The 18967-nt window shown below is 73.5% G+C and carries 15 protein-coding genes; 11 read left to right on the forward strand and 4 right to left on the reverse strand.

From position 1 onward, the window contains the following. Nucleotides 1-108 precede the first annotated feature (108 nt). A complete protein-coding gene (locus tag AB0J69_RS32995) occupies nucleotides 109-687 on the reverse strand; it encodes an HAD-IA family hydrolase (RefSeq protein WP_364125285.1) in 579 nt (192 codons plus the stop codon). A gap of 109 nt (nucleotides 688-796) precedes the next feature. On the opposite strand from AB0J69_RS32995, the gene AB0J69_RS33000 reads away from it, so the two are divergent. Beyond that, nucleotides 797-1615: a DUF4253 domain-containing protein gene (locus AB0J69_RS33000; RefSeq protein WP_364125288.1), complete on the forward strand. Its 819-nt coding sequence runs from the start codon at nucleotides 797-799 to the stop codon at nucleotides 1613-1615. Between the two features lie 76 nt (nucleotides 1616-1691). Here AB0J69_RS33000 and AB0J69_RS33005 read toward each other — a convergent pair whose 3' ends face one another. Both AB0J69_RS33005 and AB0J69_RS33010 read right to left on the reverse strand, forming a co-directional pair. Beyond that, nucleotides 1692-2486 (reverse strand): SAM-dependent methyltransferase, encoded by a 795-nt coding sequence (locus AB0J69_RS33005; protein WP_364125290.1) that lies wholly within the window; start codon nucleotides 2484-2486, stop codon nucleotides 1692-1694. A gap of 225 nt (nucleotides 2487-2711) precedes the next feature. Beyond that, the gene (locus tag AB0J69_RS33010) at nucleotides 2712-3968 is read right to left on the reverse strand and encodes a Scr1 family TA system antitoxin-like transcriptional regulator (protein ID WP_364125293.1); all 1257 of its coding nucleotides are present in this window, start codon (nucleotides 3966-3968) and stop codon (nucleotides 2712-2714) included. A gap of 223 nt (nucleotides 3969-4191) precedes the next feature. Here AB0J69_RS33010 and AB0J69_RS33015 point away from each other — a divergent pair, with 223 nt between their 5' ends. Genes AB0J69_RS33015 through AB0J69_RS33045 form a run of 7 tightly spaced genes read left to right on the forward strand, consistent with a single transcriptional unit; the run spans nucleotide 4192 to nucleotide 9883 of the window. Next, nucleotides 4192-4914 (forward strand): hypothetical protein, encoded by a 723-nt coding sequence (locus AB0J69_RS33015; RefSeq protein WP_364125295.1) that lies wholly within the window; start codon nucleotides 4192-4194, stop codon nucleotides 4912-4914. After that, complete coding sequence (locus tag AB0J69_RS33020; RefSeq protein ID WP_364125298.1) at nucleotides 4911-5549, forward strand: hypothetical protein; 639 nt, start codon at nucleotides 4911-4913, stop codon at nucleotides 5547-5549. Before AB0J69_RS33015 ends, AB0J69_RS33020 begins: the two co-directional genes overlap by 4 nt. Continuing rightward, nucleotides 5546-5860 (forward strand): hypothetical protein, encoded by a 315-nt coding sequence (locus AB0J69_RS33025; RefSeq protein WP_364125301.1) that lies wholly within the window; start codon nucleotides 5546-5548, stop codon nucleotides 5858-5860. Before AB0J69_RS33020 ends, AB0J69_RS33025 begins: the two co-directional genes overlap by 4 nt. A gap of 12 nt (nucleotides 5861-5872) precedes the next feature. After that, nucleotides 5873-6103 (forward strand): hypothetical protein, encoded by a 231-nt coding sequence (locus AB0J69_RS33030; protein ID WP_364125303.1) that lies wholly within the window; start codon nucleotides 5873-5875, stop codon nucleotides 6101-6103. A 55-nt stretch (nucleotides 6104-6158) separates the two neighbouring features. After that, nucleotides 6159-6896, forward strand: coding sequence for a hypothetical protein (locus AB0J69_RS33035; protein ID WP_364125306.1), 738 nt, complete (start codon nucleotides 6159-6161; stop codon nucleotides 6894-6896). After that, nucleotides 6893-8083 carry an FAD-dependent oxidoreductase gene (locus AB0J69_RS33040; RefSeq protein ID WP_364125309.1) on the forward strand — a complete coding sequence of 397 codons (1191 nt, stop codon included), beginning with the start codon at nucleotides 6893-6895 and terminating at the stop codon, nucleotides 8081-8083. Before AB0J69_RS33035 ends, AB0J69_RS33040 begins: the two co-directional genes overlap by 4 nt. A gap of 45 nt (nucleotides 8084-8128) precedes the next feature. Next, a complete protein-coding gene (locus AB0J69_RS33045) occupies nucleotides 8129-9883 on the forward strand; it encodes a hypothetical protein (RefSeq protein WP_364125311.1) in 1755 nt (584 codons plus the stop codon). Nucleotides 9884-9911: 28 nt separating this feature from the next. Here AB0J69_RS33045 and AB0J69_RS33050 read toward each other — a convergent pair whose 3' ends face one another. Then, nucleotides 9912-11834 carry a Xaa-Pro dipeptidyl-peptidase gene (locus AB0J69_RS33050; RefSeq protein ID WP_364125314.1) on the reverse strand — a complete coding sequence of 641 codons (1923 nt, stop codon included), beginning with the start codon at nucleotides 11832-11834 and terminating at the stop codon, nucleotides 9912-9914. Nucleotides 11835-11908: 74 nt separating this feature from the next. On the opposite strand from AB0J69_RS33050, the gene AB0J69_RS33055 reads away from it, so the two are divergent. The 3 genes from AB0J69_RS33055 to AB0J69_RS33065 all read left to right on the forward strand — a co-directional run bounded on the left by AB0J69_RS33055 (nucleotide 11909) and on the right by AB0J69_RS33065 (nucleotide 18955). Then, on the forward strand, nucleotides 11909-13117 hold the full coding sequence (locus AB0J69_RS33055) for an ADP-ribosylglycohydrolase family protein (protein WP_364125316.1): 1209 nt from the start codon (nucleotides 11909-11911) through the stop codon (nucleotides 13115-13117). Nucleotides 13118-13201: 84 nt separating this feature from the next. Next, nucleotides 13202-13861 carry a FadR/GntR family transcriptional regulator gene (locus AB0J69_RS33060; protein WP_364125319.1) on the forward strand — a complete coding sequence of 220 codons (660 nt, stop codon included), beginning with the start codon at nucleotides 13202-13204 and terminating at the stop codon, nucleotides 13859-13861. A 255-nt stretch (nucleotides 13862-14116) separates the two neighbouring features. Further along, nucleotides 14117-18955, forward strand: a complete 4839-nt coding sequence (locus tag AB0J69_RS33065) for a hypothetical protein (RefSeq protein WP_364125322.1) — start codon at nucleotides 14117-14119, stop codon at nucleotides 18953-18955. Nucleotides 18956-18967: the final 12 nt, after the last annotated feature.

The raw sequence follows: 18967 nt of genomic DNA on the forward strand, positions 1-18967 counted from the left end.
CGAGAAGCGCAGCTCGCCCACAACGGCGGGGGGCGGCGGTCACTCAGCGTTTCCGGCGCGGCCGGCGCGAGCCGCGCCGGAAACAACATCTCAGGGCGGGCCGGCCGGTCAGCCCAGGACGGCCGTCAGGTCGGCGAGCGTGCGGTAGTGCACGCCGGTCATGCCGAGCACCCTGGCGGCCTCCACGTTCGGCAGCCGGTCGTCGACGAACAGGCAGCGCTCGGGCGCGGCCCCGGCGCGCTCCGCGGCGATCCGGTAGATGCGCGGATCGGGCTTGGCCACGCCGACCCTGGCGCTGCTGACCACGTCGTCGGCGAAGTACGTGAGCCCCAGCAGGTCGAGGTGCTCCTCCAGCGTGTCCATGGCGTTGGTCACGATGATCACCGGTACGTGCTCCTGCACCCGGGCCAGCAGCGCCCTGACGTCCTCGTCCACCCAGAACCGGATCCGGATGAACTCGTCCACCGCCTGGCGGGCGCGCTCGTCCCCGCCGAGCGCCACGGCGATCGACTCGGCCCACTGCGCCTCGCTGGCCTGGCCGAGCGTGGGAGGCGTGATCAGCTCGGGGTCGAAGGCCGTCTTCATCAGGGGCAGGCCGTACCGGGCCTCGATGTCGGCCTGCGCGGCGTGGTCGAAGTGGCGCAGCACGCCGTCGAGGTCCGTCAGAACAGCGTCAAAGGGGATCACAGCCCACCATTCTGCCTCGCGCGCGAGAGCGGTCCATAGCCCACAGGTGCTGAGGGGACCGTCGGCACTACCATCTCCGAGACAGGATTCGGTATCGGAACGGTAGGGCATGAGCGATCTCCGTCTGCCACGCGAGCTGTGCCGGCTGTTCGCCGACGGCGGCAGGGGGCGCAGGCTGCCCGTGGAGCTCCCCCCTGGTGAGGTGGTCTGGCCGGATCCCGGCTACACCAGGCAGGGTGAGGCGTCGCGGCCGGCGTTCTGGATGAGTGACGAGCCGGTCTCCGGCGCGGACTGGAAACTGATGCGCGAGTGGCACCCGCACAGCGGCCTGTGGCCGCTCCTGCTGGACGAGTCGGCCCAGCCCTGGGGCATCGGGCAGATCGTGCCGGACGACCCGCGCCAGATCGACCACTTCACCGCCGAGGGGTTCATGACCGAGGTGTGGCAGGAGTGGGTGGCGCAGATGCCGCAGGACGCCCTGGACGAGCTGGAGCCGTACGGCGCGATCTGCCCCGGACTGGCCGCCCCGGGCGTGCCGCGGGCCGACGCGGGGGCGGTCGCCGACTGGCTGGCGGGCGAGCTGGCCGCCAGGGGCATGCCGCTCGCCCTGGTCGCCGCCGACCGGAGCGCGGACGCGCTGGCGGTCATGGGCTGGCAGGGGGCGCTGCACCACAACGAGTGGATGGTGCCGATGGCGGCGGTGGTGCGCAGCTGGGAGGACCGGTTCGGGGCGCGGGTGGTGAGCGTCGGGTTCAACACGCTGGAGCTGAGCGTGGCGGCGCCGCCGGCCGATCCCGAGCACGCGTTACACGTGGCGGCCGAACACTGGACGTTCTGCCCGGACAACGTCGTGCAGGGGCCGGGCGACCTTCAGGCGTACGCCGAGCAGCTCATCGGCGGCCACGCCTGGTCCTTCTGGTGGGACTGAGATCCCAGCCGAGATCCCCGCTGTAATCCCTGCGGAGGGTCCCGGTGGACCCCCCGCGGCAACCGTCGACGCGCCGTCAGGGAATCCGGGCCACAGCACCGTAATTGCCCGACGCGCCGGGCTCTTCCGCACAGGCGATGTCGTGGCCGTCGGGCCGCCATTCCGGGACCCACACCAGCCCCGGCTCTACCAGCACCAGACCTTCGAGCAACGCCTTGACCTCCTCCCGGGTGCGAATCGCCTGACCGGGCAGCGTCATCGCCAAAAGGTCGTGAATGGCGGGCAGCAGCTCCGGCGGAATGGCGTCGAACGTGGTCTGCAGTAACGACAGGTAACTCCTTTCCGGGACCACCTGCCGAATGCGCTTGATCACGTAATGGAAGTACTCGTCGTCGTTCAGGCTGTGGGCCGACAGCAGCAAAACGGCCATGGGCCGGTCCCAGTCGAGGAACGTCTGCAGGACCCGGTCGTCGAGGAGGTCGTCGATCTCGCGCACGTCGCCCTCTACAACGCGTACGAGGTCGGTGACGGGCTCGATGGTCGCCCTCGCGCCGGCCAGCACCATAGGGTCGTTCTCCACGTAGACCACGCGCGGCACCGAGGCGCCCAGGGCGTCACGGGCCACGTCGTGCAACTGCCTGCCCGGTGGCAGGCCGCTCGGGACGCCACTCCCGACGATCACGAACTGGTCCACGCCCTCGGTCGCCAGGTGACGGACCACACGGCACAAATATCGGAGCACGGCCCGTGCGGCTGTCGTCGTGATGGGGGCGGCCTGGTCGTAGCGGCGCATGACGTCTCGGTCCGCCACGAAGTTGTTCTTCCCACCCGCGGCGGCGTCGAGAATCCGGGTGACTCTTGCTTGGGTCATCTCCAGCTTCGCCAGGTTTCGGATGGCACGCTGACGCATTGAGTGTTGCCCCTTTCCCCTCGCCCACTATCTCGGGAAAAGCTGATCCTTTCGGACCCCACACTCGATGACCCAGAACATATGATCCTCGCCCCACGGCGAAAGACAACCGGAAAAGCTATTGGATTTGGGTATATGTGCGTAACCATTCGCCCGCATAAATGATCTCTCAGGCGGGAACGCCGATCATTTACCCAGCGAGCGCGAAAGCCTTTCGCGATGGAGATTCAACATCTCGAAGGTCTCTTCGCGCGTCGTCGTCGTCACCGACAGCTTGGTGAAGGCCTGGTGGTACGCCTCCACCGCGGCCGTCTCGGTGATCAGCGCGTCTGACTCGATGCCGTGGGCGCACGCGATGTCGGGCTCGAACGCCTCGGCGAAGCGCCACAGCGTGAACGGGCCGGTGCGCGGCACGTACGCCGGGTCCTCCATCGGCACCACGTGCAGCGAGACGTTGGGCCGCTTGGCGTGCTCGATGAGCACGTCGAGCTGGCGGAGCTGGACGTGCAGGCCGACGATCGAGCGCGTCAGGACGCTCTCGTCGATCACCGCCCACAGCACGACGCCGCTGTCGCGGGCCACGGCCTCCTGGCGGGCCAGCACGAGGGCGAGCGCCTCCTCCACCGTCTGCTGCCCGAGCGTCGCGGGGCCGGCCACGGTGATGGCGGCCCTGGCGTATTCCTCGGTCTGCAGCAGCGGCGGGACGAACTGGGTGTGGAAGGTGCGGATCACCGTGGCCCGCTGCTCCAGCGCGTAGGCGGTGGCCAGCCAGACGGGCACCGACTGCGCGTCGTACCAGGCGGCCTCGCGCTCTCCCCGGGCCAGCGCCAGCACGTATTCGCGGATGGGCGGGGCCGAGACGCCGTAGACGGTCAGCAGGCGCTCGACGGTGATGGGCGCGGGGGCGATGCGGCCCTCCTCGATGGCGGGGATCGCGGCGGCTCCCTTGCCGATCGCGGTCTCCACCTGCTCGACGGAGAGCTGGGCGGACAGGCGCAGGCCGTACAGCCGCTTGCCGAGCGCCCGGCGCTGCGGCCCGCTCAGCGGCGCGACCGCCTCCGGGATGTCGGAGGTGGGCTCGGGCTCCTCGGGCAGCCCCTCGGCCTTGCGGGCCAGCTCCATCACGCCGCGCAGCACGGCCAGCGAGCCCTCCGACAGGCCGGAGGCGGACAGGCCGATCGTGGCCGCCCGCAGCTGCAGGTCCTCGACGGAGCCGGATTCGAGATAGTCGTCGCCGACCAGCCAGCCGACGCTCACCTGGAGGCAGGACGCCAGCGCCCTGAGCACCTGGAGGGTCGGGTTGGTCTGCTTGCCGGTGCGCAACTGGCTGACGTAGGCACGGGTGATGGGGATGCCCGCCTCCGTCAGGGCGGAGGCGACCTGCGCGCCGGTGAAGCCGCGCTTGGTCAGCGCGAGATCGAGCCGCTCGGCGAAGTTCGCCACGGCACACCTCCTACCGCCCGTGAACTTTTCCAGCGTAAGGGACGCGGGCTCCAGTGTCCCCTGCCATGCGGGCAAGCTCTGCCACGCGGTCAGGTATCAACTTATGCGCAAACTGTCAGTTGACATAGCCCCGCTCGTAAGCGGACTATCGGAGCGCGTGGTAACTGAGGCTTAACAGCCTAAGGATTCTGGAGAGATTCCCCGGACAAGGAGGTGGCCGGACATGACCATGGATCCCGGATATGGTTCCTGGTTCGCGGAAGATCCGGCCCCCATGGGCCAGGAGCGGGTGGTACAACGCATCTGCGCCCGCGTGGCCGGGCCGGTGGCGGGCGCGGGCGTGCACGTCGCCGGGCTGCCGCTGGGCGGACTCCAGGTCTGGCTGGACAGCCCCCGTCACCGTTGGCGCTTCTATCACCGGATGGCCCGAGAGTTGCGGCTGGCCGGTTGGCACACGGAGACGGGCCCTGATCGGCTGCTGTTGCTCGGGTGGAGTGCGGTCTGCCTGAGCCACCGCGCCAGGATGCTGGCCGCCGCCCTGACGGGTCGGCTGGCCGACTTCGACAAGACGGCGTTCATGGCCGTCATGGTCGCCACCCGGCTGCGTCATGAGGCGTTCCCGGCCGAGGACCTGCCCGACGAGGTGGAGGCTCGCTGCGCCGACGCGCTGCGCTGGCCCGCCCGGCTGGCCGATCTCGACGGCCTCGAACGCTGGTCGTCGCTGGAGCCGATGCGGCTCAGGCTGGCGCAGGTGGCCGGGCTGGAGGCCAAGGTGAGCCGTCGCTGCGGCGAGCATCTCGCCCTCGCCTCGAAAGTCGCGCGTACGGTGGCCGGTGGTGCGGGACCGGCCCGGCCGCGCGCGGCGGGCCCCCGAGCGGGGCTGACGGAGCGAATGGTCTGCGTCAGCGTGCCCAACGAGGCCGAGAGCGCGGTGACGGCGCGATGACGCTGACACCCCTACGCGAGCACCGGGCCGTACCGGTCCCGGCGACCGCGATCTCGGGGCGGCCGACCGACCTCCTCGGCCGGCGGAGCGTGCTCTCGCTCGGCCTGGCCCTGTTCTGCCTGGGCGCGACGGCGGTCATCACGGCCGCGTCCTGGCAGGTGCTGCCGGGAGGGCGGCCGGCTCAGGGCATCGGTACCGCGTTGATGTCCCCCGCCGTGCTCGCGCTGCTCCTCGGCGCGCTGCCGGCAGGCCGAAGGGCCCGGGGCATCGCGCCGGCGTGCGCCGGCGCAGGAATGCTGGCGCTGCTATCCGGCGGAGGGCGGTTGCCGGCCGAGTACGGCCGGCTCGGCCCGTTCGCTGCCTGTGCGGGACTGGTGGCAGCGCTCTTGGCGCCGGCCCCGGCGCTTCCCCACCCCCCCAGCACCGAGCGGCACGTGCCCGACTTAGTCGGTTCGGTGCTGTTGGCCAGCGCGGTAGCGGCTGGCGTGCTGGCCATCTCAAGGGGTAGCGCCTGGGGTCGGTTTTCTTCCCGCCTGCGGGTCTGCGCGGCCTCGTTCGCCGTACGCGGCCACGGCGGGGGTTCGGCTCTGGGCACCATCGGCACGGGAGCGGTGCTCGGGGGGCGATCGGCGTGACGGGCGCCACGGTGCTGATCGGCCGGCCCTTCCTTGACGGGCCGGTGCCCGGGCACGCCTCCGTGCTGGTGGCCGTTCTGCCGGCCGCCGTTCTGCTCGCCGCCACGGCGCTGGTGCGGGTCGCCGGGGCGTCGGGACGTGAGACCGGACCTCGATCTCAACGCGCGGCGGAAGAGGGGCCGGCGATGCCGCGCCGGCTCCTCGCCGAGCTGCGCATCGGCTTCGACCAGGTACGCAGCGACGCCGAGAAGGAGCCGGCCCGCTTCGACATTCGTGATCCATCCCCCATCCGATCCGGCAACCCGCGATAAACAGGAGCGATCATGCTCACCGACGAGCTGCGCAGGTCCCAACCACACGAAGTCCACGCGCGGGGCGTACGGCCCGGCGCGCCGCAGCCGCCCCAGGACGAGGACCGGGACGGCACCCCGCCGGCGGCGGGATCGGCGCGCACGGTGCACCGGCTGCGCCGCATCCGCCAGGTGTCCGTCGAGGCCATCACCGAGATCGACCAGGCCCTGACCCATCGGACGCCGCGGCACCGCGCCCTCTGACCTTTTCCGCCTTCCCGCACAGGAGGAAACCCATGCGCACCGTCCGGGGCACCCAGTGAGCCGCGGCAGGGTCGGCGTGATCGTGGCACCCGCGAACCCGTCGGCGGAACCCGAGCTGACCCGCCTGCTCGGCTCGCGGGCCGACATGCACGTCGCCCGCCTCCCCGTGATGCCGGGGGCGTCCCTGGCCGACCGGCTGGAGAGCTACAACGAGGCCCTGCCCGCCATGGCGGGCGCGTTCGACGGCCTGCGGCTGGACGCGATGGTCCTGGCCTGCAGCGAGCCCCGCTACCTGCTCGGTCCCGACGAGGACCGCGAGCAGTGCGCCGAGCTCACGGCGGCGACCGGGGTGCCCTTCGCCACGGCGACGCTGGCCACGCGCGAGGCGATGGAGCACGTCAGGGTGAGCGACATCGTGCTGGTGTCGCCGTACCAGCCCTGGGTCACGGAGCTGGCCGAGCGGTTCTGGAAGACGGCCGGGCTGAACGTCACCCAGGTGGTCCAGGTACGCGCCCAGGACGGCTACTCCTCCTACGCGGTCACCCCGCCCGAGCTGATCAGCCAGGTCGAGCTGGCGGAGCTGCCCGGGGACGCCGTGCTGCTGTTCACCGGCACCGGGCTGCCGACCCTGCCCGTGCTCGGGCCGCTGGCCAGCGGCAACGACCGGATGTTGCTCACCTCGAACCTCTGCACGGCCTGGTGGGCCCTGTCCAGAGCCGTCGGCCGGCACGTGACGCTCAGCCGCGTGCCCTACCGCCGTCACATGGCGGCTCACGGGAGGCGCACGGCATGAACGGCGTCATCGTGGTGGGAGCCGGGCCGGCCGGCCTGACCGCCGCGCTCTCGCTGGCCAGGGCCGGGATCCCGGTCACCGTGCTGGAGCGGGAGAGCGAGCTGCCCCGGCAACCGCGGGCGTGCACTTTCCACCCGGCCACGCTGGACCTGCTGGACGACCTCGGCGTGGCCTCCCGGCTGGTGGCCGGGGGCCGCGTGGTGGACCGGGTGCAGTGGCGCGACCGGTCCGGGATCGTGCTGGCCGAGATGGGCATGAACCGGCTGGACGGCCTGACCAAGCACCCGTTCCGGATCCACGCCGACCAGGCTTCGCTGACCCGGCTGCTGCTCGCCGCCCTGGACGTCTACCCGGACGTGGACGTGCGGTTCGGCACCCACGTGGACGGCGTGGTGGAGGGTGGCACGGGAATCCGGGTCCGCGTCGGCCACACCTGGACGCGGGCCCGGTACATGATCGCCGCCGACGGCGCGCACAGCACCGTACGCGGCTCGCTGGGGCTGCCGTTCCCCCGGTCCGGCTATCCGACCCAGGCGCTGCGGGTGTTCACCGACTCGCCGCTCGACCGGCTGCTGCCGAGCCTGGCGCCGCTGACGTACGTACGGGACGTGCAGCAGTCGTGCACCCTGCTCGGCCTGCCCGACCACTGGCGGATCATCTTCAAGATCCCCTGTGACGCGCACGAGCCGCTGTCCCCGTCGAACCTGTCCCTGCTGGTCCGCCGGGCCCTGCCGGGCGCGGGCGGGCCGATCCACGTGACGGGCGCCGACCGGTTCGGGCTGTCGCGGGGGGTGCTGACCTCGTACCGGTGCGGGCGGGTGCTGTTCGTGGGCGACGCGGCGCACCTGACGTCCACAGTCGGCGGGCTCAACATGAACGCCGGCATCCACGACGCGGCCGAGGCCGGCCAGGTGATCGCGGCCGTGATCGGCGGCTTCGCACCGCCCACCGCGCTGGAGGCGTGGGCCTGGCGGCGGCGCTCGGTGGTGCTGCAGCGGGTCATCCCGCGCCGCGAGACGCGGCTGGCCGGCGTGCGCGAGCGCGACAGCGCCCGGCTCGCGGCGGCCATGGCGGGCCTGCGGGCCATCGCCGGCGACCCCGACGCCACCCGTGCCTACCTCGCGCAGGCGTCCCTGCTCGACACCCTGCCCAAGTCCGCCGTGTCCGACTCCGCGGGGAGGGCCTGACCGACATAGACGCGTCCGCGTACCGAATGGAGGAGGTGACACCGGATGTGGCGAACCCTGTCCGACGACGCGCGCCAGGCCATTCGTGACCTGTGCGACAAGCACGGAGCCCGCCTCTACGACTACTGCCGCACCGAGCTCGCCGCCGGCGACGCCGAGCAGGCGGTGGCCGGCGCCGCGATGACGGCGCACCTGTACGCGGACCGCGTGGTGGATCCCGCCCTGCGGCGGCCCTGGTTGTACGCGGTGGCCCGGGCCCACCGGGCGGTCGTGGCCAAGCCCGCCAGCATCGGCTCGTGGTCGCGCCCCGGCCGCATGTCGGAGCTGCTGCCCGAGGCGCTGCTGTCCCTGGAGCGCCCGCAGCGGGAGCTGCTCGACCTGTCCGTCCGGCACGGCCTGGCGGATCCCGAGCTCAGCGTGCTCTTCGAGCTGCCCGAGGACGAGGTCCGGGCCATCGTCTCCCGGGCCGCCGCCGGCCTGGAGGAGTGGTTCGCCGCGATCATCGCCGCCCGCTCCCCCGACGGCTGCACCGACCTGACCGCGCGGATGGCGGAATGGGTCGCGGCCCCCGGCCGACGGGCCAGGGCCAGGATCGGCCGCCACATCCAGTCCTGCGCGAGCTGCCGGGCCGCGCCCAGGACCATGACGGCGGGGGCGCTGCTGCGCCGCCTGCCGATCGCGGCACTGCCCGGCACACTGCCCAACCGGCTGGCGTCAGCGCAGCCGTTGCCCGGCGAGGGGCCACTCTGGCGGGCTGACGGCTTTCCTGTGCAGGCACGCACACTGGTGGAGAGCGGCTCCTCGTCGCCGCCTCCGCCGGTCGCTGACGCCACGCCGCCCGCCCCGGTCGCCGGCCCCACGACGGCGACCTCGGGAAAGCCCTGGTCGGCGGCGGGCGCGGCTGCCGCCGACCAGGAGCACCCGGCCGCACCCGCCGTGCGCGGGCGGCACCCGTTCACGCCGCCGAGCCGGACGCGGCCCTTCCGCGGCGGCGCGTACGGGGACAAGCTGGTCTTCACCGCCGCCACCACGGGCGAGAGCAACGGCGTGCACAGCAACGGCGCCGTCATCCGCTACGGCGGTATCACCCTGTCGAACCTGCAGCAGCCGGCCGGCGGGGACGGCGCGCAGTGGCAGGAGTACTGGCGGAACCAGCCCGACGACGACGATCCCGAGCCCGGCACGCCGATCAGGGCCGTGGCCAGGCTCGGGCTGATCGTCGGCGTGGGCCTGCTGGCGGCCGGCCTGATCTGGGCCGTCATGAACGCCCGAGAGCACCCGGTCACGCTCACCAAGGCCGCCGCGCAGACGAGCGCGCTGCTGGAGGAGCCGTCGCGCTGGGTGGCCGAGGTCACCACCGAGAGCCCCACCGGCGGCACCACCGGCACCACCGGCGGCACCGCCGGGTCCGCGCTCAAGGCCATGCCCAGGAAGACCGCGCTGCCCAGGCCCGCGCCACCGGTGGCCCGGCTGTCGCCGTCGTCGTTGTGGCTGGGCGCGGAGCGTACGGGGTCGTTCGCGCTGTCGTGCACCGGCCGGTGCGAGATCACCTCTGCCACCGGCACCGAGGGCGTCGCCGTGTCCGGGACCCGCTTCCGGATCAGAGAGCGCGACGCCTGCGATCCCCGGCCGGGCGTGGAGCGGGGGAAGATCACCGTCCGGTGGACCGGCCGGACCACCGGCGACGGGCGGCGCACCGGTGGCACCGCCGCCGCCGGCGGCACCCTGACGCTGAACGTGGCCTGGACCACGCCCCCGCGGGACGACGGCGACGGCGGCCACTGGAGCGGGTGCCGGTAGGGGCCCGGGGCCCCTACCGGCCGGGGGATCAGAAGAACTGGAACTCGGGCTCGGGCGCCGGCAGCTCGATCCGGTCGGGACCGCGGAACTTGGCCTTGTCCTGCGGCACGTCGGCCAGCGGCGTACCCAGCACGAACGGCACGGTCACGCTGCTCTTGGCCAGGTCGATGGTGACGTTCGCGCCGGTGCCGGCCTCGTCCGTGTAGGTCGAGTCGGTGCCGGCGACGACGAGACCGATCCGGTGGCCCTTCTTGAACGTGTAGTCCTGCGGCAGCGTCAGCCACTTGACCTTGCCGTACGTGCCCACGGGCAGCGGCGCGGACTGGCTGAGCGAGTCGCGGTTCTGCACGTCGATCCAGCCGCGGGCGACGATCTCCAGCGGGCGGGTGGCCACGTTCGTGACGACCTTGCGGTAGCAGGCGTCGTCGTCCGCCGTGCTCTCGCCGTGGCAGTCCTCCTCGGTGAGCGTGGTGATGCCCTGGTTGCGGCGCCAGTCGACGCGGGTGTCCTCGCCGAAGTCCACCAGGAGCGCGGTGAGGTTGGAGGTGGGCTTGTCCAGCTTGACCCGCAGGTCGGCGGTGGGCGTGCCGGACAGGCGCAGGTTCAGCGGGAGGGCGCCGGTGGTGAACGCCACCCGGCCCGGGTTCGCCGTGCCCACGTCGGCCACCATGTCGTTCTCGCTCATGGCGACGTCGGTGAAGGAGGCGGTGCTGTTCCTGGCGGCGGGACGCAGGCCGAGCGAGCCGTCGGCCGACGGTCGCAGCGACGCCTTGAGCGCGAACGGGGCCGGCCAGTCTCGCTGGGTGATCCACTGCGCCGGGGCGATCTCGACGTCGGCGCGGGGCTCGTTCACGATCCCGTTGCGCACGCCGTGCAGCCAGTAGTCGAACCAGCGGTGCAGCGTGTCCACCCACAGGCCCCTGCGGCCCTCGAAGTCGAACGGGTCCACGTGCTGGGTCTGGCCGACCCAGATCTTGCGCGGCACGTTCCGGTCGGCCAGGGCCTTCCACCAGGCGGAGAAGTTGTCGGGCTTGACGTTGAGGTCGTTGACCGTGTGGATGACGAAGACGCTGGCCTTGACCCTGGAGGCGTCGCCGAGCAGGCCCTTGATGTAGTCACGCTCGGCCCAGAACGGGTTGTAGTTGCCCGTGTCGTCGCCGTCCTGGGCGTCCATCTGGTCGCGTACCTGCTGGCACTTGGCCTCGGGGTCGGTGTCGACGTAGTTGGCCAGCCAGGAGGCGTAGTCGTAGTTGTAGACGACGCCGTTCGAGCGCTGGTACTTGTACCAGGAGCTGATCGCCGAGATGGGGACGATGGTCTTGAGGCCCTCGACCCCGGTGGCGGCCACGGCGTTGGCCAGGGTGCCGTCGTACGACTTGCCGATCATGGCGGCCTTGCCGGTCGTCCAGTCGGCCACGGCCGGGGTGCCGTCCGCGCGTACCGCCTTGGCGCGGCCGTTCAGCCAGTCGATGACGGCCTTGCCGCCCAGCACGTCGGCCTTGCCGCCGATGTCCGGGCAGCCGTCCGACCTGGTGGTGCCGAGCATGTCGACGTTGAGGACGGCGTAGCCGCGGGGGACGAAGTAGTTGTCGTAGAAGAGCGGAAATTTCGTGACATTTCCGGCGGCGTCGTAGACCTTGCGCTCGGCCTCGTTGCCGCGACCCGAGTTGTCGTAGTACGGGCTCTCGTCGATGATCACCGGGACCTTGAGCCCCGGTCCGGACTCCTTGGGCCGGATGATGTCCACCCTGACCTTGTCGAGGTTGCCGTCGAGGTCGCTGTCGACGGTCGACTCGACGTACACGTGCTCACGGACGGCGTCCGCGTAGGAGAAGACCGGCTGTGTGCGGCCGTTCTCGACGGTGATGGCAGGACCGGCAGCGGCCTGGGCCGGGGTCGCGATCGCGAGGGTGAAGGCGACTGCGAAGAGGGCTGGGCGTAATTGTGACACGCATGTCCTCCGGGACAATTGACCAAATAAAGCGCAATCTCTCAGACAGCCCGGGAGGTGGCAAGATCCCAGGTATGGATGTTCGGGATCGGGTCCGGGGCTGCCTCCTGGGCGGAGCGATCGGTGACGCGCTCGGGGCGCCGATCGAGTTCCAGTCGTTGCGTGAGATCCGCAGGGATCATGGTGCTGACGGCATCTCGGGATATGTCACGACCTGGCGCGGTAAGACCGGCCTGATCACGGACGACACCCAGATGACGCTCTTCACGGTCGAGGGCCTCCTGGCCGCCCGCGCCGCCACCGCCCAAGCTAGCGGAGCGGGTGGCGAAGGTCTCGGCGCCGCGCGGGAACCGGCGGAGGTGGTCGGTGCGGTGCGGGAACCGGCGGAGGTCATCGGTGCGGTGCGGCAGGCGTACCTGCGCTGGCTCGACACCCAGCGGAATCCCGATCCCCCGCCGGCGGCCCTCCCCCACCAGACGGGCCGGCTGCGGGAGGAGGCCTGGCTCTACTCCCGGCGCGCACCGGGCAGCGCCTGCCTGTCGGGCCTGCACCGGCCGTTCCCTGGCCCGGCGGCCTGGGGCGAGCCGGGGCCGGTGAACCCCGACTCGAAGGGCTGCGGCACGGTGATGCGCTCGGCCCCGTTCGGCCTGGACCGGGCCGCAGGGCCGTCCCGTCCGGAGCGGGGCAGCGCCGGAGGGCCGTCCGACCCGGGCCGGGCCACCACCGGGGAGCCGTCCGATCCGGGGCGGGGCACCACCGGGGAGCCGTCCGGTCCAGGCCGGATCGACGCCCGAGAGGCGTTCGAGCTGGCCGCGGCCTGTGCCCAGATCACCCACGGCCACCCGACCGGCTACCTGGCCGCCGGCGCCTTCGCCGCGATCATCGCGCGCCTGATGGCGGGAGAGTCCCTGGAGCCCGCCGTCCGCCAGGCCATGGACCTCCTGTCCACCTATCCGGGCCACGACGAGACCATCACCGCGCTCCGCGCCGCCCTGCTGCTGGCGGCGACCGGGGAGCACTCGCCCGAGGCGGTCGAATCGCTCGGCGGCGCCTGGGTGGCCGAGGAGGCCCTGGCGATCGGCGTCTACTGCGCCCTCGTCGAGCCCGCCGTGGACAAGGCGCTGCTGCTGTCGGTCAACCACTCGGGCGACAGCGACTCGACCGGCTCAGTGTGCGGCAACCTCCTGGGCGCCCTCCACGGCGCCGCCGCCCTGCCCGCCGCGTGGCTGGAGCCGCTGGAGGGCCGCGACACGCTCGAACGCCTCGCCGCGGAGCTCGCCTGACCGCGCCGTGGCCGTCCCACCATCCGGACCCATCGCCCGGCAGGATCTAGGGTGGAGATTCTTCAGCCGATGAGGAGAGAGTTCATGCGTAACGTCGCCCGGACCTCGCTCGTGGACGCCGCCATCGCCGAGCTCCGCCGGGAGATCGCCGAAGGGGTGTGGCCGGTCGGCACCAAGATCCCGTCCGAGAGCCGGCTCGCGGAGAGCCTGGGCATGAGCAGGCTGTCCGTACGGGAGGCGGTGCGGGTCCTGGCCCACGCGGGCCTGCTGCACACCCGGCAGGGTGACGGCACGTACGTGACCGCGACCGACGAGTCCAAGGTCGCCCTGCGCCGGCGGCTCGACACGGCCGCCGCCATGGACATCATCGACGTACGCCGCGGCCTCGACCTCGTCGCCGCCCGGCTGGCGGCGGGCCGGCGCACGGAGGAGGACGTGGCCGCGATGCGCGAGACCCTGGCCCGCCGCAACGCGGCCGGCCGGGCCGGCGACCTCGACGGTTTCGCGGACGCGGACGTGGACTTCCACCTCCAGGTGGCCGACGCGGCGCACAACCCGCTGCTCGCGGACCTCTACCGCAGCATGAGCGACGCCCTGCGCGACAGCGTCCGGGATCAGGAGCAGGCGGCGCTGGATCCGGACACGTCGCACGAGGAGTTGCTGGGGGCGATCGAGGAGAGGGACGCGGCGAAGGCGATCGCGGTCTGCGTCGCCATCCTCGACCAGCAGGAACGCGACCTCTGACCCCACCCCGCCGCGCCGACCCGCCATTCTGCCCGGCCCACGCACCGCCGACCCGACCCTCACCCGGCCCACGCACCACGGGCCCGACCGGCACCACCCGGCCTGCGCACCGCCGGCCTGACCCGCACGACCCGGCCTGCGCTCCCGGCGTACGAAGGCGGGGTCACAACGTGGCTGCGGCTGTTTCGATTTCCAGACAAAGTGTGATTCATACGGCAAGGTCTTGGGCAACGCCGATCTTCGCGAGGTGCCCGCATGGACTGGCCGACCTGTCCCTCCTGTAGCACCGCCCTGCCCGGCCCGGTGGACACCTGCCCCGAATGCCGGCTGCACCTCCGAGGCCGCGCCGCCTCCGACTATCTGGCCGCCGCGGCCGCGCTCGCCAAGCTCGAGCGGCGCCGTACCGAGTTGCTGAAGCGCCGCGAGCAGGCGCTCGCAGGCATGCGCGCGAGCACCTCCACCGCCGCTTCCACCGGCCATTCCACCGCCGATTCCGCCGCCGATTCCGCCGCCGATTCCACCGCCGGGGCGGCACCCGCCGAGCCGGCCCAGGCGCCCGCGCACGCCGCCGAAGCCGGACCGGCGGCCGAGTCCGCGACGACCCGCGACCCCGCCCCGGCGGCCGAGGGGGTGCGGGGGCCGCGGCGGGATCTGTCGCATCGGGCGGTGCAGAACCTGCTGCTCCTGCTCGGCGGGGTGCTGCTGTCGATCGCCGCGGTGGTGTTCACGCTGGTGAGCTGGCAGGTGCCGGCGTTGCGGGCGCTCATCCTGAGCGTGTTCACGCTGGCGGTGCTGGCCGCCCCCTGGCTGCTGGTACGCCGCCGCCTGGTCGCGACCGCCGAGACGGTGGCGCTCATCGGGCTGGTGCTGATCCCGCTGGACGGCGTCGCCATCACGCAGATCTTCGACGACGGCCGTCCCTCCGGCGGGCCAGGGCTGGACCCCTTGTGGGGTTACTCTCTGGGCACCGCCGCACTGAGCGTGGTGTGGGCCCTGTACGCGTGGCGGGCTCCCCTGCGCCTGCCCACGCCGGTCGCGATCGCCCTGGCCCAGGCGCCGCTGCCGCTGGCCGCGCTGGCCGTCCAGCAGGGCCCGGCGCCCGCTCTGGCCTGGGTCGCCGGGGCCCTGGTGGCCACGGCCGCCTTCGACCTGGCCCTGTGGCGGGCGGCCCGGCGGGCACGGGCCGCCGCCGAGTACGTGACCACCGCCGTGGCGGGCTCGCTCGCCTGGATCGCAGGCACGGGGCTGGCCGCGTACGTGACGGTGACGAACGTTCACCTTCCCCGGCCCGGGATGGCGCTCGTGCTGGGGGTCGCCGCGGCGGTGGCACTCCTGTGGGCGTCGGCGACGCGGGCCGGGGAGGCGCGCGGGCTGATCGCCGCCTGCGCCGCCCTCGCCGCGGCGGGCGCCTGCTGCGCCGTGCCCGCCTCGATGGTGCCGCCTTCGTGGCGGCCCGCCGTCGTCGCGGGCGCGGGCCTGCTGGTCCTGGTCGCCGCCCTCAGGCTTCCGGTACGCCTGCGGGACGGCGTCCGTACGGGCGGCGCATTCGTGCTGGCGGTGACCGCCGCGTGGAAGGCGTACGCGGTGGGCGCGGTCGCGATCGGCCCGCTGGGCTGGCTCACGTCCATCTGGCGGGATGTCACCGGCCGCGCGTCCGACCTGCTGGGGCCGGGGCTCGTCTGGGACGAGGCCGAGGCCACGCCCGTCGTGTTGGCGGCCGTGGTGGCGGGGCTGGCGCTCGTGCCGTCTCGGGGCGGCGAGCTGTGGACGGCCGGGCTCCGGCGTACCCTCTTGCTGGTCTCGGCCTCGCTGGCCGTGCTCACGGCACCGGTGGCGGCGGGGATGCCATACGAGGCGGCGCTGGCCGTGGCCGTGGCGCTGGCGGGCGCGCTGCTCTGGACGGCCGCCCGCAGCACGCCGCCGAAGGAGCCGGGCCCGGACGCGACCTCCGGCAAGGGGCCGGATACGGACGCCACCCCCGGCAAGGGGCCGGGCACGGACGCCGCCTCCGGCCACAGGCACCTGGGCGGCGGGTATGTGGCGCCGCTGTGGCTGGGCGGGTACCTGGCCGTGCTGGTGGCGTGCTGGGCGCTGGCTGATCGGGAGGGTTCGGCCGCGGTGGCGGGCGGGCTGCTGGTCGTGTTCCTGGCCTGCGCCGTCGCCGGCCGGCCGCGTGCCGTGCAGGCCGTGGGCGGGGCTGGAGCGACGCTCGCCGCCGCGATGCTCGTCTGGGCGCTGTTCGGGAACGGGCCGGCCGCGGCGCTGGCGCTGCTCGGCGTGCGGGCCGCCACGCTCGTCGTGACCAGGCCGTCGCGCAGGCTGACCACAGCTGTCGTACGGGCTCGGCGGACGAGCCGCACCCTCGCCCTCGGCTCCCTGGACCGGCTGACCAGGCTGGTGCGCCCCGGCGGGCAGACGGCGGCGGAGGCGGCGGCCGTGGCGGTCGGGGTGTTCGCGCTGGCCGGGCACTCGCTCCCGGTGGAGTCGCTGGCGCTCCTGACGGCGATCGCGGCGGTGCTGGCGGCGGCCTCGGCGTGGCGGCGGCCCAGGGGCCCCTGGCGTACGGTGGCGGCGGTCGAGGCGTGCGTGCTGGCCGCGCTCGCGCCGCTGCCGCTGAGCAGTGCCGTCGTGCCCGCGCTCGTCGGCCCGTACGGCTGGCTGACCCACGCCTGGGCGGGTGCGGCGGAAGGCGCGCGGGAGGCGCTCAGCCCCTCGGGTCCGTGGCACGAGCAGCCGATGTTGCTGCCCGTCCTGGTGCTGGCCGGTGCCGCCGGTACGTTCGCCGCCTGGGCCCGCTGGGGCAGGCCGGCCGCGATGGGGGTGGCGAGGGTCGCGTTCCCGCTGGCGGCCACGACGTTGCCGGTGGTCGCCGACCTGCCGTACTGGGCGGCGCTGGCCTTCCTCGTCGCCCTCACGGCGGGGCTGGCGCTCTGGTCGGCGATGAGCCGGTCGGCCGTCGGCGGCGCGAGCCTGTGGACGGCGACGCTGGCGGTGTCCTGGTCGCTGGCCGACCGGACGGCGACGCTCGCGGTGCTGGCGGCGATCGTGGTGACGGGGCTGGTGTGCGCGTTCCGGGGCAAGGGCTCGCCGGTGACGAGCGTGGCCTCGACGGTGGCCGGGCTGGCGGTGGGGGCGGAGAGCGTGGCGGCGGCGCTGGGCGGCGGGCTCGGCGAGTCGAACGCGGCGCTGGTCCTGCTGCTGGTGACGGTGCTGCTGTCGCGGGCCGCCGCGCTGCCGAACCTGCCGGGGGCGGTCGCGGGGCCGCTTGGCGCGGCGGCGCTGGCGTTGTGGCCGGTGGCCATGGTCCTGTCGCAGGACGTGGCACGGCTGACGCTGGTGCTGGCGGTGGGCGCGCTCGCGCTGGCCGGGGCGGCGGGGCGGTTGCGGGCGGGGACCCGGGTGAGCGCGTACGTGCTGGCGGGCCTGGTGGCGGGGGTGGCTCTGCTGCCGCATCTGGCTGTGTGGGGGATGGCGCTGGGGCTGCCGTATGCGGGGATCGGCCGGCCCTGGAGCGAACGCTTCGGGGGGTGGCCGATCCTTGCCCGGTCGTTCGAGGCCCGGGGGGAGGCGTTCGTGGTGGATCCCGGGTTCGAGCTGTCGGCGGTGGTGACCGCGCTGGGGGTGGGCGCCTTCGTGGCGGTGACCGGCGTGCTCGTGGCGCGCGGGCTGCGTGGCGCGCTCGCCGGTCGGGCCGTGGCCACCGTCGTCGTACCGGGGTGCCTGGTGCTGGTGCCGGTCGCGGGGGATCTGGCGTACCCGTGGGTGCTGACCTTCTACGGGGCGGTGCTGGTGGCGCTGACCGTGCAGGCGGTCTCGGGAATCCGGCCGGGGGTGGCGGGGGTGCTGGCGCCGGTGTTCGGCGGGCATCTGGTGGTGTGGTCGCTGGACGTGGAGGCGTACACGCTCGCGGTGCTGGGCGGGGTGGCGGTGCTGGGGGCGGTGGCCGGGGTGGCGGCACGCAGCGAGACCGCGCGTACGGGTGCGGCTGCGACGTCCGCGATCGCGGCGGGCGGGCTGGCGGCGGCCGCGGCGCTGTCGGCGGGGCTGCGGGTGGAGCAGGCGGCGTTCGCCGTACTCGCCACCGCCGCCCTGACCGCCCTCGCCGCCACCCGCCTGTCCACCCTCCCTGCCATCGCCCTCCCCGTCACCGCCCTCCCCGTGGGCCCCGCCGCCGGACGCCGAGGAACCCGGATGGCGCCGGCAACCGAGACCCCGGTCCGGCCCCCCAACCCGGCGGCGCAAGCCGAAGTCGGCGAGCAGCAGCCCACCCTCGGGACAGTGCAAACCGAAACCACCGCACCACGACCCGTCCCCCTGCCTGCAGAGACTGAGGCGACCGCGCACCAGCCGACCCCAGGAAGGTCGCGGACCGAGACGGACGAGCGGCGGCCGGTTCGAGCGGTGATGGACGCCGAGGCGGACGAACGCCGACCGGTTCGGGTGGCGATGGGGGTCGAGGTGGCCGGGTGGGGGCTGGCCGGGGCCGCGATCGCCATGGCGGTGCGGGACCCGAGCCTGCTGAGCCTGGCGCTCGCCTGCACCGGCGGGCTCGCCCTGGCCGTCGCCGCCCTGCGCCGGGACCGGCGTCGCGCCGCCTGGATCGGGCTGGGGCTGCTGCAGCTCGCCCTCTGGCTGCGGCTGGCCGATGTCGGCGTCACCGCCCCCGAGGCGTACACCGTGTCCCTCTCGATGGCCGGGCTGGTCGCGGCGTGGACGGCCAGGCGCCGCGACCCGGGGATCTCCTCCTGGAGCGGGTACGGCCCGGCGCTGGCGCTGACGTTCCTGCCCAGCGCCTACGCCGCCTGGAACGACCCGGCCCTGGCCAGACCGCTGCTGCTGGGCGTGGCCGCGTTCGCCGCGACCCTGGCCGGCGCGTGGACCCGACTGCAGGCACCGCTGATCCTCGGCGGAGGGGTGCTGGTGGTGACGGCGGCGCACGAGTTCGCGCCGACCCTCGCCGAGCTGATGGGCGAGGGCCCGCGCTGGCTGCCGATCGCCCTGGCGGGCGCGTTCCTGCTGTTCACCGGTGCCACGTACGAGCACAGGCTGCGTGACCTGCGCAAGATCCGCCGGTTGATCGTCAGGATGCGCTGAGCGGCTGCTGCC

The sequence above is a fragment of the Nonomuraea sp. NPDC049709 genome (genome assembly GCF_040674815.1).
Lineage (GTDB): Bacteria > Actinomycetota > Actinomycetes > Streptosporangiales > Streptosporangiaceae > Nonomuraea.